We start from the raw sequence: 15,143 nt of genomic DNA on the forward strand, positions 1-15,143 counted from the left end.
ATTGTTAGCTTGGTATTACACAGCTTGGGCACCAGCTACAATTTCACTCAACTCTTGAGTGATGGCGGCCTGTCGGGCTTTGTTGTAAACCAACTGGAGATCATTTATCAGGTTGCCTGCATTATCGGTTGCTGCTTTCATTGCCACCATTCGTGCGGCTTGCTCACATGCACAGCTCTCAACCGTTCCCTGATAAACCTGCGATTCGATATATCGCAGCATTAATTCATCCAGTAGTGCCTTCGGGTCTTGCTCATAGATGTAGTCCCAACGGCCTGACGTTTTTTTACTGTTAGCATCATCAACTTGTGCCAACTCTGGCCGTGGTAGTAACTGCACCACTTGTGGCTTTTGCACCATGGTGTTAACAAATTCGTTATACACCAGATGTAAGCGATCAATTCGGCCCTCGTCGTAATGCTCTAGCATGGCTTTCACCGGGCCAAGCACATCTTCCAACTTAGGTTTGTCACCCAGACCAGAGGTCTGAGCAACAACATTACCGATACGGTGAAAGAAAGAGATGGCTTTAGAGCCAATCAAAGAAGTATCAACCTCTACCCCTTTCTCACGCCATTGCTGCATCTCACCCAGCACTTTCTTGAACAGGTTGTTATTCAAGCCACCACACAATCCTCGGTCAGAAGAAATAATGATGTACGCAACCCGTTTAACTTCGCGTTCTTCAAGATATGGATGCTTATATTCCAACGAGCCTGAAACAACGTGACTGATCACCTTACGCATGTTGTCTGCATAAGGGCGTGTCAGCACCATGTTGTCTTGCACCTTACGCATCTTGCTCGCGGCAACCATTTCCATCGCACTGGTGATCTTCTGGGTGTTCTGAACACTACTGATCTTGGTGCGAATTTCTTTTGCGTTTGCCATTTTTCGCTCCTGTCTACCTCGTTGCTATGCCGCTGAGCGGCTTACCCTGACAATTAAAACGACTGGGTGTCCATGAAGGTCTTCAACAGGTTGTGCAGATTAGTTTCAATCTCATCGTTGTAATTACCCGATGCATTGATTGACGATAGCAATTCAGCTTGTGAGCTCTTAGCAAAAGCCATTAACTCAGCTTCAAATTCACCGATACTCGCTAATGGGATCTCGTTGAGGTAGCCTTTTTCAGCCGCAAAAATAGCAATCGCCTGTTCAGCAACAGACATAGGTGAATACTGTTTCTGCTTCATTAGCTCAGTCACTTTTTCACCGTGGTCTAACTGTTTGCGTGTTGCGTCATCTAGGTCAGATGAGAACTGAGCAAACGCGGCTAACTCACGGTATTGCGCCAATGCAGTACGAATACCACCAGACAGTTTCTTAATGATCTTGGTCTGAGCAGCACCACCAACACGAGAGACCGAAATACCTGGGTCAACCGCTGGGCGTAAGCCCGCATTGAACAAGTGAGTCTGTAAGAAGATCTGACCATCTGTGATAGAAATAACGTTGGTCGGAACGAAGGCAGATACGTCACCAGCTTGCGTTTCGATAATAGGTAGTGCGGTGAGTGAACCCGTCTTACCTGTTACTTCACCATTGGTGAAACTCGCGACATAATCTTCGTTGACACGCGCTGCACGTTCTAGCAAACGGGAGTGAAGATAGAACACGTCACCAGGGAAGGCTTCACGACCCGGTGGGCGTTTAAGAAGCAGCGAAATTTGGCGGTAAGCAACAGCTTGTTTAGACAAGTCATCGTAAACAATCAGTGCGTCTTCACCACGGTCGCGGAAATACTCACCCATAGTACAACCAGCATACGGCGCAAGATATTGCAGTGCAGCCGCTTCAGAGGCAGACGCTACAACCACAATCGTATTTTGTAGGGCGCCATTTTCTTCTAGCTTGCGTACAACGTTAGCAATGGTTGAGGCTTTCTGGCCAATTGCCACGTAAACAGAGTAAATACCGGATTCTTTTTGGTTGATGATGGCATCTATCGCCATCGCTGTTTTACCCGTTTGGCGGTCACCGATGATCAATTCACGCTGACCACGGCCAATTGGCACCATGGAGTCCACGGCTTTGTAACCAGTCTGAATCGGTTGATCAACCGACTTACGATCGATAACCCCTGGGGCAATAATTTCGACAGGTGCAAAACCATCATTTTCAACCGCACCTTTGCCATCTAGTGGCTGACCGAGCGTATTAACGACACGGCCGAGTAAGCCTTTGCCTACTGGTACTTCAAGAATACGGCCAGTCCCTTTTACTGTCATGCCTTCGGCAAGGTCAGCATAAGGGCCCATAACAACAGCACCGACTGAATGGCGCTCAAGGTTCAATGCAAGTGCATAGCGGTTGCCAGGAAGTTCGATCATCTCGCCTTGCATTACATCCGCAAGGCCGTTAATGGTGATGATACCGTCACTTACGGAGATAATTGTGCCTTCATTACGTGCTTGGCTAGCTACGTTAAAGGAGGCGATCCGTTGTCTTATTAGATCGCTGATTTCATTTGAATTTAATTGCATGTCTAGTACCTAATTACACCTCTAGGCGGCTCGCAAGTCGATTAATAGCGCTTTTTAGCGACCCATCAATCACAAGTTCACCAGCAGTGATCTTAATTCCTCCAACCAGCGTCTTATCGATCTGGCAAGTCAGAGAAACGGTGCGGTTCAACTTCCGCTCCAGAGCTTGGCTTAAGCTATCTTTTTGCTGCTCATCCAGCGGCTCAGCTGTTGTTACACAAGCCTCAACTGTGCGTTCAAAATCAGATTTGAACGTCTGATAAAGCTCTGCGACCTGAGGCAACACACCGAGTCGGCCATTCTCTGCCATTAGCTTGAGTAGATTCTGTCCGTACTCATCTAGCAGGCCTTCACAAATAGCCAGAAAAGACTGAGTAAATTCCTCATGCGCATCTGGGCCGAGCATATCAAGTGCTTCGATTTGGCTGGCGACAGACGGCGCTTGTGCGACTTCTTTCATCACTACCAGCATATTTTCCCAAGCTTCAAGCTGGGCTGCATCGCGAGCATAATCAAACGCCGCTTTTGCATAGGGGTAAGCAATGGTTTGTGAATCGGACATTCTTAACCCCTTATTACAGATCTGTGATGATCTTATTAACCAATGCTCGGTTGGCGTCCGTGTCTAGTTGACGGTCAATCAATTTCTCAGCGCTCTCAATCACCAAGGCCGTCATTTCGTGGCGTAGTTCTTCACGAATACGATTACGCTCACTTTCCAACTCCGTTTGCCCTGCCGCAATAATGCGGGCTTTTTCTTGCTCAGCTTCGAGCTTGGCGTCTTCAATGATCTGTGAACGACGCTTGTTACCCTGCTCAACCAAGCTGCTTACTTGCTGTTTGGCATCTTCAATCAGTTTTGCACCATTGGCTTTCGCCATTTGTAACTCTTTCGCCGCATACTCGGTATGAGATAGACCTTCAGCGATAGTTCGCTGGCGCTCATCAAGCAATGCAGTCAAAGGAGGCCAAACATATTTCATACAAAGCCAGACAAAAATCACGAAAGACAGTGCCTGTCCTAGCATGGTGGCATTTAAGTTCATTCCATCCTCACTTTTTGGTAACCCAATGTTGTTTAAAAGAGTGGTTGAATGACTTATGCCACAGCAAAGATAATGTACAGACCGATACCTACGCCAATCATTGGTACCGCATCAACCAGACCCATCATGATGAAGAATTGAGTACGTAGCATTGGGGTCAAATCAGGTTGACGTGCAACACCTTCAAGATATTTACCGGCCAAGTTACCGATACCGCTCGCTGCACCTGCAGCACCTAAACCAATAAGCAGCGCACCCGCAACGTAAAGAACCGCACTAACAATATCCATGAATAACTCCGAATCTAATTATGAAAAAACGTAACTTAAAAAATAAAATCAATGTTGTTCTTCTACTGCCATTCCTAGGTAGACAATTGTCAGTACCATGAAAATGAAAGCTTGTAAGAACACTATCAAGATGTGGAACAGTGCCCACGGCACACTCAGTGCCCATTGCATCCACCAAGGCATCAATGCGATAAGAATAAAAATCATCTCACCTGCATACATATTCCCGAATAGTCGTAGACCAAGTGAAATTGGCTTGGAGATCAGTGTTACTAATTCCAAAATAAAGTTCACTGGATACAACAATGGATGAGTAAAAGGTTGGGTGGTTAATTCTTTAATAAATCCAACTAAACCTTTATTTTTGAGTGTATATCCAATAATAAGAATGAATACACCAATCGCCATCGACATTGGAACATTTATATCAGCTGATGGTAGGTCCCTAAAGTGCTCAAAGCCAAGAGTACGCGCAATCATTGGCACATAATCCACAGGGAGCAAGTCAATCGAATTCATTAAAAACACCCATACGAATATCGTTAATGAAAGAGGGCCTATTAATTTATCTTCTGTTTTAAATATTTCCTTAACTAGGTTATTAACAAATTCAAATGTGATTTCAATAAAACATTGCAACCGACCAGGAACACCACTTGTCCCTTTTGTTGCAACATACCTAAACACACCAATAAAAGTTAAACCTAACACCCAAACCATGAACATGGAGTCTAAGTTAATACTCCAAAATCCTTCGCCTGCGGTGAGAAATGTCAGATGGTGCTCAATATATTCATGAGCAGAAGTAACTATTTCCACCTTACGTCATCCTAAATTGAGGTTTGTTAAGTATAGGGGTTAAACAGCTTCCCATATAAGTCAGGGAATACGCCACAAGCATAGCTATCTCATTGATTTCTATAAACCTAGAAACCAAAAGCATCAATACTGCTGTGTATATCAATTTAATTGACTCATTAAACCACGCCAGTTCACTGATATGACTTCTGTTATTACGCTTAACTTTTACTGCAACAGCAAGCAAACCTAATAAAGAGGGAACAACAGCAACAGCTACGCCAATTAATGCTGACTCAACACTCAGGGCGTCTCCTAATACTATTTGGTATAAAATCACAAGAGCACCAACAATTGATTGTGCAAGTAATAATGATTTTACAACAGAAATAATATCTGACCCTGGGGAATAACTTTCCATAGATATATCCTCTTACGTTAATAATTATTTATCAAACCACCTCCCAAACATCATCAGAAATAAAACACCTGATGTAATAAAAATAAAACCCAAAGTGTTTTTTTAAACTAACACATAGATTTTAAATGTCACACAAAAATAAAGTAATTTTTAATTTTTCTATATTTCCAACCATAAAACACATTCCAATTTAAATCATCCACACATATATTATCTTACAATTTATATGATGAGAGATTTTAATTAAAAGCTATTTTTATTTCTTATTAAAATGATATTTTAAATAAAATTACGGTTTGAAGAGGGCATTGAATCTACGCCTCGCCAAACGTGATTGGAATCTCAATTTTTGCAATCATTGATTTTCATTTTTGGTGGTTGATTGTGTTATCAGTTAGTAGGAATATGCATATATGGTCTGAATAGTTATGCTACCAAGACCTACAAGGAACGAAAATAACCTTTTAAAAATCAATATGTTCCTTTAAGACAATAATCTTGCCTACCTATTTATAGTTAATTAGCTGGTAGGCCAATAGAGACGAAGATGTAGAAATGAGAAAAACCAAAGCAATGTTCGTTGAACAAGCACGGGCTTTTCATAACGGAAAATACGGTTATGAAAATTTCGTGTACACCAACGCCAAAGCCAAAAGTCTAGTCACTTGCCCTATCCATGGCGACTTTGAACAACGAGCAGATGCCCACCTTGCTGGCCGTGGCTGCCCGAAGTGTGCAGGAAAAGAAAAACAAACAATAAAAGAGTTTGTGATAAAGGCGAAGAAGGTGCATGAAGACAAATACGACTACAGTAAGTTTGTTTATCGTGGATCGCTCGAGAAAAGTATCATCATTTGTCCACACCATGGCGAATTTGAGCAACGCCCTAACTCGCACCTCTCAGGAAAAGGTTGTCCGGGTTGTTCTCGCTCCACCCCTTTGACGCAAGAACAATTCATTGAACGCGCTTATGCTATCCACCATGGTAAATACTTTTATGATCGCTTCGTTTATGCAGGAGCATTAACCAAAGCCACCATTACTTGCCCGCTACACGGCCCGTTTGAGCAACGACCAGACACGCACTTGCGCGGGGCGGGTTGTCCTGCCTGTGCCAAGAGTAATCGTACCAAAACCACCTCTGATTTTGTTAGCCAAGCCTTAGCCCTGCATAATAAACGTTATAGCTACGAAAATTTCGTCTATGTTAACGCTCGCACTAAAGGCAAAATCACTTGTGCAGTTCACGGTACCTTTGAGCAGTTACCTTTTAATCACCTTGCAGGGAATGGATGCCCGCATTGTGCAGCGCAAAGTCGCCCGAGTTTCACGAGTAGTCGTTTACAACCATTTTTCTTATGGTTACTAAAACCTTTACTAACCCATTCACCGCACTTTCACACTTTCTTCTTACACCACCCGGTGTTTCATCACGCTGTGACTCGATTGATTTAAGTAACACATTAAACCATCAGTTTCACTGCACTGAGATATCATACGCAGTTCCCTGAATTGAAAAAGCACTAACCCCAGTTGTTCTTTAGAATGCGGTGCTAATAATTTCGGGGAACTGTCTGCCAATGCAAAAAACAAACATTCAAAGTACAGTGTTCCAGTTGAACAGCAGTTCATTTGGAACCTACTTTTAGATGAAAAAGGTTTTAGCTCTAAGCTCAGTTTTAATTCTATCTATACTATTCCTTTACTTTTTCGCTAACGAATTAATCAATTATTATGAATTTAAGACATTGGCAAAGCAAATCAGCAATAACTACGCCATAGTGTATATAGATCCAACCTATCTAGTTTTCTATGGAACATTTTTATTTATTCCTCCCTATGTGTGGTGTGTTTTTAAGCTCCAACTTTTTGGAAAAGAAAGTTTAGGTATCGCTGTTAAACTGACTGCTGTCACAACACTTGCAGCACTAGCCATTTCTATTCCAGGTCAAATTATCGAACACCAAAGACAAAAGAGCATCGCGCGTGAACATGGTTTCGTTGATTGCCCTTCATTTACGTTGCTTTCAAGTACTCATATCGTTGAAGCTATGGTCAAAGATCCTCAATACTGCACCGATGATGAGATCACTAGCATAGCTAAGTATGGCTACTTTCGTGAACTGTCTGAAGTAAATGCGTATGTAGATAAGGTGTATGATATGAAGACTCCCCAACCCGCTACCGATATCTAATTAGCGCAGTAACACATTCAGTGTGGTTGATTTAGAGCACGCACAAAAAAGCCGACGCAAAAGTCGGCTTTTTACTGTGTGTCTTATACTGTAAATCGCGTTCACAGTTAACCCAATGTTATTTGGTCAATTATAGCCCTAGCGGTGCTAAGTTGATGTACTTAGACAAGTCACGCTTTTTAATACTCGGCATGTATGGGATTTCACCTAGTTTTGGGGCTCCTAGGTTGTCTTCCATCATGCGAATAATTTCTGCGTAATTTTCTGTACCTGGGTTAATTCGGTTTGCAACCCAACCTACAAGCTCTAAGCCGTCGTTACGGATCGCTTCTGCCGTTAGAATCGCATGGCTCATACAGCCAAGTTTTACGCCGATAACTAAGATAACAGGTAGCTTCTCTTGCTTCACCCAGCTTGATAGGTAGTCGGTACGAGAAACAGGAACACGCCAACCGCCTGCACCTTCAACTAATACCGCTTCCGATTTTTCTTTCAGCGCTGCAAGGCCTTCAGAAATCACTGGAAACTCAATAACACGATTTTCTTGTTCTGCTGCTAGGTGTGGTGACACCGCAGCTTCAAATGCATAAGGGTTAACTTCGTCGTACGCTAGTTCAACAACAGAGGCTTCTTGAATGTACAACGCATCGGAATTACGCATGCCTTCATCTGTTTTTACACTGTCTGACGCTACTGGCTTATAACCTGCCATCTTGATATTCGCGCTAGCCGCAGCTTGTAGAATTGCGCGCGAGGCAACCGTTTTACCTACTTCGGTATCGGTTCCTGTCACAAAGAAAGCGTTAGTCATTTATTATTACTCCAAAACAGACTTGATAGGTTGCTGGCAGTTGGCCTTTCTCATCTCTAAACTCATCGTAAGCGCGTTCTAAAGCCTGAATTGTCTTGCGACTAGCTAAGCCTGCTTTGCGTTCCCGCTGCAGATGCGTCGCCCCTATCCCTTTCAGGTCTTTCATGAGTTCAACTGCCGTATTGTATTTCACTGTAATCGGGAGGAATTTTAGGGTATCGATTTCTCCCCCCGCTTGCGCCAGCGCAAGTTTTACCGCCTTTTGCGAAAGAAAATGGTTCACATGTTGATATTGATCAACCTGCAGCCACGCATAACGAAGCTCATGGAGTGAATTTTCTGCCAATGTGGTGAATAAAATACAACCACCTGGTTTGACCACACGTCGTAACTCTTTCAAGGGTACAGATAAATCAGAGCACCACTGTAGCGCTAAAGTGGTATATGCAATATCAAAGCTATTATCCGCAAAAGGCAGATCTTCTGCATCACCTTGTTGATAAGTGACTTGGTTACCACAACGTAATTTCGCCTGCTCCAACATTTCAGATGATAAGTCTGTCGCGCAAACATCAAATCCACGGTTAGCAAGTTGCTGCGAAAAATATCCCGTACCACAGCCTAAATCGAGTAGCTTGCTGCCCACAGGAACAAGTGCTGGCAACTTCTCCATAAGTTGATGGCCAACTAAGCGTTGAAAAGCGGCAGATTTATCATAGTTAGCCGCAGCCTTACCAAAGGCGGCTGCAATTGCACTTTTATCTGCGCATGAGTTAGGTTCTGTTAGTTCGGTACGATTTAGGTTCGACACCTTTTTAGCAACATCAGTCATACATCACCTCATTGATTGTTGTTGCGAGATATTTAACATCTTCGATGCTATGGCTAGCCGTTAATGTAATGCGCAATCTGGCACTATTAACAGGTACTGTAGGCGGGCGTATTGCACTTACCCAGCACCCACGCTGGTTTATCGCGTGAGATAGCTGCATTGCTTTATCACTACAGCCCACCAGTAACGGTTTAATAGGCGAAGGCGTATTGGTAAACTCAATAGCACTATCTAAGGCCTGTTCGAATTCGTGGCTTAGGTGCGCCAGTTTTTCACGACGCCAATCATCTTGTTGAATCAGTGCGCACGCTTTAGAAAGAGCAAAGGCTTGCGCAGGGGGGATGGCGGTCGAATAGATAAAGTGACGAGCAAATTGCACCAAATATTCAGCAGTCTCTTCGCTACACAGCACGGCTGCGCCTTGTAAACCAAACGCTTTGCCAAAAGTAACAACCAGAATATCGGCTTTTATCTTGGCTAAGTCGCAACTGCCTCGTCCTTTTTCTCCTAGGACACCGCAGCCATGTGCATCGTCTACCATCAACCAAGCATCGGCGGCTTGCGTCATGTTGGAGATTTCAGCTAATGGCGCGAGATCGCCATCCATACTGAAGACACCTTCAGTAACCACCAAAGAGGCTTGGTTCGCTTGTTGGCTAAGTAGTCGCTGGAGATGAGCTGTATCATTGTGCTTAAAGCGTTTCATGGATGCGGGTGATAACATGCCCGCTTCCATGAGTGAGGCATGGTTCAGTTTATCTTGCAGCAGGCAGTGCGTTTTATTTAGTAAACTAAACAACACCGCTTGATTCGCGCTAAAGCCACTGTTGAACAGTAATGCGCGGTCGTAGCCTAGCCACTCTGCAAGCTGTTGTTCTAACTGCCTATGAGGTTGATTAAAACCCGTGACGAGTGGTGATGCCCCGCTACCTGCTCCAAAGCGTTGCAAACCTTGTTGCCACGCTTGAAGCAGTTGCGGCTCTTGCGCTAAACCAAGGTAATCATTTGAGGAGAAGTTTAGTAGCGACTTACCATGATGATTAACGTGCTGCGCTGTACGTTCAAGGCACACACGCTGTCGGTATAGCCCTTGTTGATGGCGTTCCGCCAGTGCTTGTATGATGTGTTCGTTAAACCGAGACATGGTAAAAAGCCTTGTTAAACCGATGCAATGCTAAACAGTCGCATCATAAAACAAGTCGTCTTTACCTGGACGAGCAGCAACACGTTCCGCCACACGATCAAGCAACTCATGCTCTTGAATCTCATCAGGCTTAGCGGCATGTTCTTGGCTATTAATACCTAATTTAGCAAACAGCTGCATGTCTTTATCTTCACCTGGATTTGGTGTCGTCAGCAGCTTACAACCGTAAAAAACTGAATTGGCACCCGCCATAAAGCACAGTGTTTGCATTTGCTCATTCATGTCTTCACGCCCAGCCGAAAGTCGAACAGCAGATTCGGGCATAATGATACGAGCCACAGCAACAATACGAACAAAATCGAATGGGTCAACGTCATCCACATTTTCTAGTGGCGTACCCTTCACTTTCACCAGCATGTTAATTGGTACACTTTCAGGGTGCGTTGGCAAGTTCGCTAATTCAACCAGCAGAGCTGCACGGTCACGTGAACTTTCACCCATGCCAATAATACCGCCCGAGCAAATTTTCATACCTGAATCACGTACATGGCTCAGTGTATCGAGGCGATCTTGGTAAGTACGCGTGGTGATAATGCTGCCGTAATATTCCGGTGAGGTATCTAGATTATGGTTGTAATAATCTAAACCAGCATCCGCTAACACATTAGCTTGATCGCCTGTGATCATACCTAGTGTCATACAGGTTTCTAAACCCATTTCTTTTACCCCGCGGATCATATCCAACAGGTAAGGCATATCGCGCTCTTTCGGGTTTTTCCACGCAGCCCCCATACAGAAGCGAGTTGCACCAGATACTTTTGCTTTATTGGCAGCATCAAGCACTTGTTCTACTTCAAGTAGACGCTCACGCTCAACATCAGTACGATAATGCGCACTTTGCGGGCAGTATTTACAATCTTCTGGACAAGCTCCTGTTTTAATAGACAACAAGGTACTCACCTGAACCTTGTTAGGCTCGTGATATTGGCGATGGATCTGCTGTGCTTCAAACACCAAATCCATAAAGGGCTTATCAAATAAGGCTTGAACTTCCGCGACTGTCCAGTCGTGTCTTACTTCCACGTGTATAACCTCTTTCTTTCGCAATTAAGTACACATCTTGCATGACTAATTGCATAAATCGACATGCTTAACTGTTTGTTATTATTGTGATAACTCACCGATTGGTGGGTTTAACAAACGCGCCAGTAAATGTATTTCTTTGAATAATTTTACTTACTGTAATGCTTGGCTAGTCTACGTAGACTTAGTAGACTGTCAACTAACAACAAACACCAAGGTTTACATCTGTGCAAAAATTAAACAATAAAATTGATTTAGAATTTGATCAACAGCACATCTGGCATCCATATACCTCCACACTAAACCCTTTACCTTGTTACCCTGTCACAAGTGCAAGTGGTGTTTACTTGGAATTAGAAGGCGGCAGAAAGGTGATTGATGGTATGTCTTCGTGGTGGTCCACCATTCACGGCTATAACCATCCGGTACTTAACGAAGCGGCAAAAGCACAAATTGATAAAATGTCACATGTGATGTTTGGCGGGATCACCCACCAGCCAGCGGTGGATCTTTGCCAAAAGCTAATTACTATGACCCCCACTCCACTCCAACATGTTTTCCTTGCCGATTCAGGTTCTGTTGCTGTGGAAGTCGCGCTAAAAATGGCACTGCAATATTGGCACACGAAACAAGAACGCCGCCCTAAATTTCTAACGGTGCGCCATGGCTACCATGGGGATACTTTTGCTGCCATGTCAGTAACGGATCCTGACAACTCAATGCACAGTTTATATAAAGGTTTCTTACCTGAGCATATCTTTGCCGACTCACCCGAGTGTGGCTTTTTTGATGAATGGTACGAAGACGATATTAGTGATTTTCGTCAGCAAATCATTGCGCACCAAACCGAACTTGCCGCTGTGATCCTTGAACCTATCGTACAAGGTGCTGGCGGCATGCGCCTTTACCACCCCACTTTCCTCAAACGCGTGCGCGAGCTGTGTGACGAATTTGGCATACTCTTAATTGCCGATGAAATCGCAACAGGGTTTGGCCGAACCGGAAAATTATTTGCGTGTGAACATGCAAACATCAGCCCAGATATTATGTGTGTCGGTAAAGCCTTAACAGGCGGCTACATGACACTATCAGCGACGCTGGCAACGAAACATGTTGCCGATACTGTCTGTGGAGGCGATGCGGGGTGCTTCATGCACGGGCCAACCTTTATGGGGAATCCATTAGCTTGTGCGGTCGCCAATGCCAGTTTGGGCTTGCTACAAGATGGAAAGTGGCAACAACAAGTCGCTCAGATTGAAAAACAACTTGCGGTCGAATTAACGGAAATTAGTCATCTTAGCGCCGTGAAAACTGTACGCTGGCTGGGCGCTATTGGCGTAGTTGAATTGCATCACGCTGTTGATATGGCGAGCATTCAACAAGCATTTGTCGACGCGGGGGTATGGATTCGTCCTTTCGGGAAGCTTGTGTACATCATGCCACCCTTTATTATTACGCCAGAGCAACTTAGTAAACTCACTTCTGCTATTTTTAGTGTGCTTTCAGCAGCAGAATAACGCCATTATCGAAAAGCAGACAAATTCCTACATTTGTCTGCTTATACTAAACCCAATGCTACACGTTGATCGTTAAATAATAATAATTCGTACTAGAGCGTATATGCGTTCTCTTTGAGAGTCAGTGATTCAACCTAGCCCTACAAAGCACACGGACACGTCAATAACAACTTGCTAGGTAAGTGACTGCTCTCGCGATATATGCCGCTACCTATTGGCAGGCATAATTAACGTCAGTAAGGGTTATATGATGCAGTTACCCCTATTCCCCCTCAAGCTATACCTACTGCCTGGTGGGATAAGCACACTTCGCATATTTGAACCTAAGTATGTCAGGTTAATAAAAATGGCGATGGCTTCAAACGAAGGTTTTGGACTTTGCATGCAAACCGATGACCACCTTTGTCACTTTGGTTCTCGTGTTGTTATTACCGATTTTGACCAAATGCCCGATGGTTTATTGGGTATTACAGTACGCGCCATCGACAAATTTGTAATTGACCAACATTGGACAGAAGATGACGGGCTGATCATGGCGACAACCTCTATCATCCCCAATTGGACCCCCACTGAAATTAAATTTATTGACCGCGATTTATCAAGTGGACTACAAATGTTGTTTGAAGAATACCCTGAGCACGCCGCACATTATCCGCAGCCAGATTTTGAGGATATGGCGTGGGTATGTCAGCGTTGGTTAGAAATATTGCCGCTAGGTACAGAGCAAAAGCAGTGGTTTATGAGCCGTAGTGATCACAAAGCGGCACTGTCATTTCTCCACTCAGTCATAGACGAAGAATTAAAAAAATAATGATCCATTTCTAATTCCGCTACGTAAATCTCAATACATGTTCGTGGAAGTGTTTCTTAACAGAGGCATTATTGAGATTATGCCATTAACAAATTACTATCATACTCAGTCTAAGCTACCTCAACCTCAGGCTAGAGCGTCAATGGATGATTTGAGTATTGAGAAACAAAAAGAGTTACTTGCCAATATCGCGTTACATCGTGATAAGTCTTCTTTCGCTGTCATTTTTTCGCATTTCAGCCCTAAAATTCGTATTTATGGACTGAAGTACTTAAAGCAAGAAGCGGTTGCTATGGAACTTGTACAAGAAACAATGATGAAGGTATGGCGTAAAGCACACATGTTTGACGGCTCGAAAGGCGCAGCATCAACATGGATTTACACCATCATGCGGAACCTTTGTTTTGACATGCTCCGAAAGCAGCAATCAAGCAAGGAAGATAACTACAGTGACGATTTGTGGCCTATTTTTGAAGAGCGGCTAGCAAGCCAAACGGATGAACAAGCCAATGCCACCTTGAGTGACGAATTACTGGTTTATATTGATAGCTTGCCCGATGCCCAACAAATTGTAGTTAAAGAAATTTATTTAAATCAGCGATCTCATCAAGATGTCGCCGATCAGCTAGGCGTGCCAGTGGGAACCATTAAGTCACGGTTACGGCTTGGGTTACAAAAGTTACGTGGCCAATTGGAGAATAGCGATGATTAAACATCACCCGCAGGCAGCGTTAATGAAAGACTACGTGGAAGGTAAGCTACCGCTATCACTATCGATTGCTGTCTCTGCCCATATAGAGCTTTGCCCGTGTTGCCAACAGCAAGCAGACAAACTTACCGCACAAACAGCAATGCGCTCTTGGCGTGACACCGAGGTTCAGACTGAGCCGAGAAGCACCGCTACGGAAGCTGATTTTGACCTGCAAGCCAACTTTGATGCCATGTTTGCTGACATTGTAGAAAATGAAACCGCAGAACCTGTCGTGCACAAACCTGTTGAAGTCACCAGTGTTGAATGCAAAGGGACACGCTACCCACTTCCTCGAGCGCTGCGCAGCTTCGATAGTTTAAACTGGCATGGGTTAGGTAAAATTACTCGGGCCCGATTGCCACTGGAAGAGCAAGAAGTGCGAGCAAGCCTGCTTCATATTGATAAGCATGGCAGCATTCCGGCCCATACTCACAAAGGCTATGAGTTAACCTTGTTAATCGCAGGTGAGTTCAGCGATGAAAATGGCACCTACCACGCAGGCGATTTTATCTGGCTGGATGCATCTAATCATCACGCACCAGAAACTAAAGAAGGCTGTTTGTGTTATACCGTTTCGAATGCACCGCAACACTTTACGCAAGGTATTAGCCAACTATTGAACGGGATTGGAAAAGTCATTTACTAAACCAATTCAAGTCAAAACCTAACTAGACGACTCAAAAACATCGAGCGATTTAAATATTGCTCGGTGTTTTCATTTTTAGCCCCTTTCACACAGGTTATTTAATCAGATTATCCAGTTTTTCATCTTGTAATAAAAATTCAAAAATACATTAAAACGCCTAAAATGTAGTTTTATTACAACATAGAATTTCAACTTGGTTTCTGTGTGACACACAAAAGCACGATTCTACTAAACCCACACTATAAATACGGCAATTTCATTAGGTCATTCATACAAAATCATTGTTTCCAATAGTGACCCAATATGTTTCCC

General features: G+C 43.8%; 17 protein-coding genes. 6 read left to right on the forward strand and 11 right to left on the reverse strand.

What is annotated here, in order from left to right:
• Positions 1-15: 15 nt before the first annotated feature.
• Genes atpG through L4C35_RS02745 form a run of 7 tightly spaced genes read right to left on the reverse strand, consistent with a single transcriptional unit; the run spans position 16 to position 5,041 of the window.
• The gene (gene atpG / locus L4C35_RS02715; RefSeq protein ID WP_048897165.1) at positions 16-891 is read right to left on the reverse strand and encodes a F0F1 ATP synthase subunit gamma; all 876 of its coding nucleotides are present in this window, start codon (positions 889-891) and stop codon (positions 16-18) included.
• A 53-nt stretch (positions 892-944) separates the two neighbouring features.
• Entirely contained in the window at positions 945-2,486 is a 1,542-nt protein-coding gene (gene atpA / locus L4C35_RS02720) for a F0F1 ATP synthase subunit alpha (protein WP_107302409.1), read from the reverse strand.
• A 13-nt stretch (positions 2,487-2,499) separates the two neighbouring features.
• The gene (locus L4C35_RS02725) at positions 2,500-3,048 is read right to left on the reverse strand and encodes a F0F1 ATP synthase subunit delta (RefSeq protein ID WP_048897164.1); all 549 of its coding nucleotides are present in this window, start codon (positions 3,046-3,048) and stop codon (positions 2,500-2,502) included.
• A gap of 13 nt (positions 3,049-3,061) precedes the next feature.
• Complete coding sequence (atpF, locus tag L4C35_RS02730; protein ID WP_428461432.1) at positions 3,062-3,532, reverse strand: F0F1 ATP synthase subunit B; 471 nt, start codon at positions 3,530-3,532, stop codon at positions 3,062-3,064.
• Positions 3,533-3,585: 53 nt separating this feature from the next.
• Positions 3,586-3,822, reverse strand: coding sequence for a F0F1 ATP synthase subunit C (gene atpE, locus L4C35_RS02735; RefSeq protein ID WP_004730405.1), 237 nt, complete (start codon positions 3,820-3,822; stop codon positions 3,586-3,588).
• A gap of 48 nt (positions 3,823-3,870) precedes the next feature.
• Positions 3,871-4,641: a F0F1 ATP synthase subunit A gene (atpB, locus tag L4C35_RS02740; protein WP_048897162.1), complete on the reverse strand. Its 771-nt coding sequence runs from the start codon at positions 4,639-4,641 to the stop codon at positions 3,871-3,873.
• A 1-nt stretch (position 4,642) separates the two neighbouring features.
• Positions 4,643-5,041: an ATP synthase subunit I gene (locus tag L4C35_RS02745; RefSeq protein ID WP_428461433.1), complete on the reverse strand. Its 399-nt coding sequence runs from the start codon at positions 5,039-5,041 to the stop codon at positions 4,643-4,645.
• Positions 5,042-5,596: 555 nt separating this feature from the next.
• On the opposite strand from L4C35_RS02745, the gene L4C35_RS02750 reads away from it, so the two are divergent.
• Positions 5,597-6,496 carry a DUF723 domain-containing protein gene (locus tag L4C35_RS02750; protein ID WP_428461434.1) on the forward strand — a complete coding sequence of 300 codons (900 nt, stop codon included), beginning with the start codon at positions 5,597-5,599 and terminating at the stop codon, positions 6,494-6,496.
• A 194-nt stretch (positions 6,497-6,690) separates the two neighbouring features.
• Entirely contained in the window at positions 6,691-7,236 is a 546-nt protein-coding gene (locus L4C35_RS02755; protein ID WP_428461435.1) for a hypothetical protein, read from the forward strand.
• 130 nt (positions 7,237-7,366) lie between these two features.
• Here the strand turns inward: L4C35_RS02755 and bioD are convergent, their stop codons facing one another.
• Genes bioD through bioB form a run of 4 tightly spaced genes read right to left on the reverse strand, consistent with a single transcriptional unit; the run spans position 7,367 to position 11,106 of the window.
• The gene (bioD, locus tag L4C35_RS02760) at positions 7,367-8,047 is read right to left on the reverse strand and encodes a dethiobiotin synthase (protein ID WP_428461436.1); all 681 of its coding nucleotides are present in this window, start codon (positions 8,045-8,047) and stop codon (positions 7,367-7,369) included.
• The gene (gene bioC, locus L4C35_RS02765; RefSeq protein WP_428461437.1) at positions 8,040-8,879 is read right to left on the reverse strand and encodes a malonyl-ACP O-methyltransferase BioC; all 840 of its coding nucleotides are present in this window, start codon (positions 8,877-8,879) and stop codon (positions 8,040-8,042) included. Before bioC ends, bioD begins: the two co-directional genes overlap by 8 nt.
• Positions 8,872-10,023: an 8-amino-7-oxononanoate synthase gene (gene bioF, locus L4C35_RS02770; protein WP_428461438.1), complete on the reverse strand. Its 1,152-nt coding sequence runs from the start codon at positions 10,021-10,023 to the stop codon at positions 8,872-8,874. Before bioF ends, bioC begins: the two co-directional genes overlap by 8 nt.
• 30 nt (positions 10,024-10,053) lie before the next feature.
• Complete coding sequence (bioB, locus tag L4C35_RS02775; protein WP_428461439.1) at positions 10,054-11,106, reverse strand: biotin synthase BioB; 1,053 nt, start codon at positions 11,104-11,106, stop codon at positions 10,054-10,056.
• Between the two features lie 248 nt (positions 11,107-11,354).
• Between bioB and bioA the strand changes: the two genes are divergently transcribed.
• From bioA to L4C35_RS02795, 4 genes are all read left to right on the forward strand, one after another.
• Positions 11,355-12,623, forward strand: a complete 1,269-nt coding sequence (gene bioA / locus L4C35_RS02780; RefSeq protein ID WP_428461556.1) for an adenosylmethionine--8-amino-7-oxononanoate transaminase — start codon at positions 11,355-11,357, stop codon at positions 12,621-12,623.
• A gap of 247 nt (positions 12,624-12,870) precedes the next feature.
• Positions 12,871-13,434 carry an LON peptidase substrate-binding domain-containing protein gene (locus L4C35_RS02785; protein ID WP_428461440.1) on the forward strand — a complete coding sequence of 188 codons (564 nt, stop codon included), beginning with the start codon at positions 12,871-12,873 and terminating at the stop codon, positions 13,432-13,434.
• A 142-nt stretch (positions 13,435-13,576) separates the two neighbouring features.
• Positions 13,577-14,146 carry a sigma-70 family RNA polymerase sigma factor gene (locus L4C35_RS02790; protein WP_428461441.1) on the forward strand — a complete coding sequence of 190 codons (570 nt, stop codon included), beginning with the start codon at positions 13,577-13,579 and terminating at the stop codon, positions 14,144-14,146.
• Positions 14,139-14,831, forward strand: a complete 693-nt coding sequence (locus tag L4C35_RS02795; protein WP_428461442.1) for a ChrR family anti-sigma-E factor — start codon at positions 14,139-14,141, stop codon at positions 14,829-14,831. Before L4C35_RS02790 ends, L4C35_RS02795 begins: the two co-directional genes overlap by 8 nt.
• Positions 14,832-15,143: the final 312 nt, after the last annotated feature.

The organism is Photobacterium kagoshimensis, from assembly GCF_050337045.1.
GTDB classification, from domain to species: Bacteria; Pseudomonadota; Gammaproteobacteria; order Enterobacterales; family Vibrionaceae; genus Photobacterium; species Photobacterium kagoshimensis.

What these genes read in the sequence shown, in the direction of transcription:
- atpG (WP_048897165.1), bottom strand. Translation starts at nt 891, where the DNA reads ATGGCAAACGCAAAAGAAATTCGCACCAAGATCAGTAGTGTTCAGAAC.
- atpA (WP_107302409.1), bottom strand. Translation starts at nt 2,486, where the DNA reads ATGCAATTAAATTCAAATGAAATCAGCGATCTAATAAGACAACGGATC.
- L4C35_RS02725 (WP_048897164.1), bottom strand. Translation starts at nt 3,048, where the DNA reads ATGTCCGATTCACAAACCATTGCTTACCCCTATGCAAAAGCGGCGTTT.
- atpF (WP_428461432.1), bottom strand. Translation starts at nt 3,532, where the DNA reads ATGAACTTAAATGCCACCATGCTAGGACAGGCACTGTCTTTCGTGATT.
- atpE (WP_004730405.1), bottom strand. Translation starts at nt 3,822, where the DNA reads ATGGATATTGTTAGTGCGGTTCTTTACGTTGCGGGTGCGCTGCTTATT.
- L4C35_RS02745 (WP_428461433.1), bottom strand. Translation starts at nt 5,041, where the DNA reads ATGGAAAGTTATTCCCCAGGGTCAGATATTATTTCTGTTGTAAAATCA.
- L4C35_RS02750 (WP_428461434.1), top strand. Translation starts at nt 5,597, where the DNA reads ATGAGAAAAACCAAAGCAATGTTCGTTGAACAAGCACGGGCTTTTCAT.
- L4C35_RS02755 (WP_428461435.1), top strand. Translation starts at nt 6,691, where the DNA reads ATGAAAAAGGTTTTAGCTCTAAGCTCAGTTTTAATTCTATCTATACTA.
- bioD (WP_428461436.1), bottom strand. Translation starts at nt 8,047, where the DNA reads ATGACTAACGCTTTCTTTGTGACAGGAACCGATACCGAAGTAGGTAAA.
- bioC (WP_428461437.1), bottom strand. Translation starts at nt 8,879, where the DNA reads ATGACTGATGTTGCTAAAAAGGTGTCGAACCTAAATCGTACCGAACTA.
- bioF (WP_428461438.1), bottom strand. Translation starts at nt 10,023, where the DNA reads ATGTCTCGGTTTAACGAACACATCATACAAGCACTGGCGGAACGCCAT.
- L4C35_RS02785 (WP_428461440.1), top strand. Translation starts at nt 12,871, where the DNA reads ATGATGCAGTTACCCCTATTCCCCCTCAAGCTATACCTACTGCCTGGT.
- L4C35_RS02790 (WP_428461441.1), top strand. Translation starts at nt 13,577, where the DNA reads ATGGATGATTTGAGTATTGAGAAACAAAAAGAGTTACTTGCCAATATC.
- L4C35_RS02795 (WP_428461442.1), top strand. Translation starts at nt 14,139, where the DNA reads ATGATTAAACATCACCCGCAGGCAGCGTTAATGAAAGACTACGTGGAA.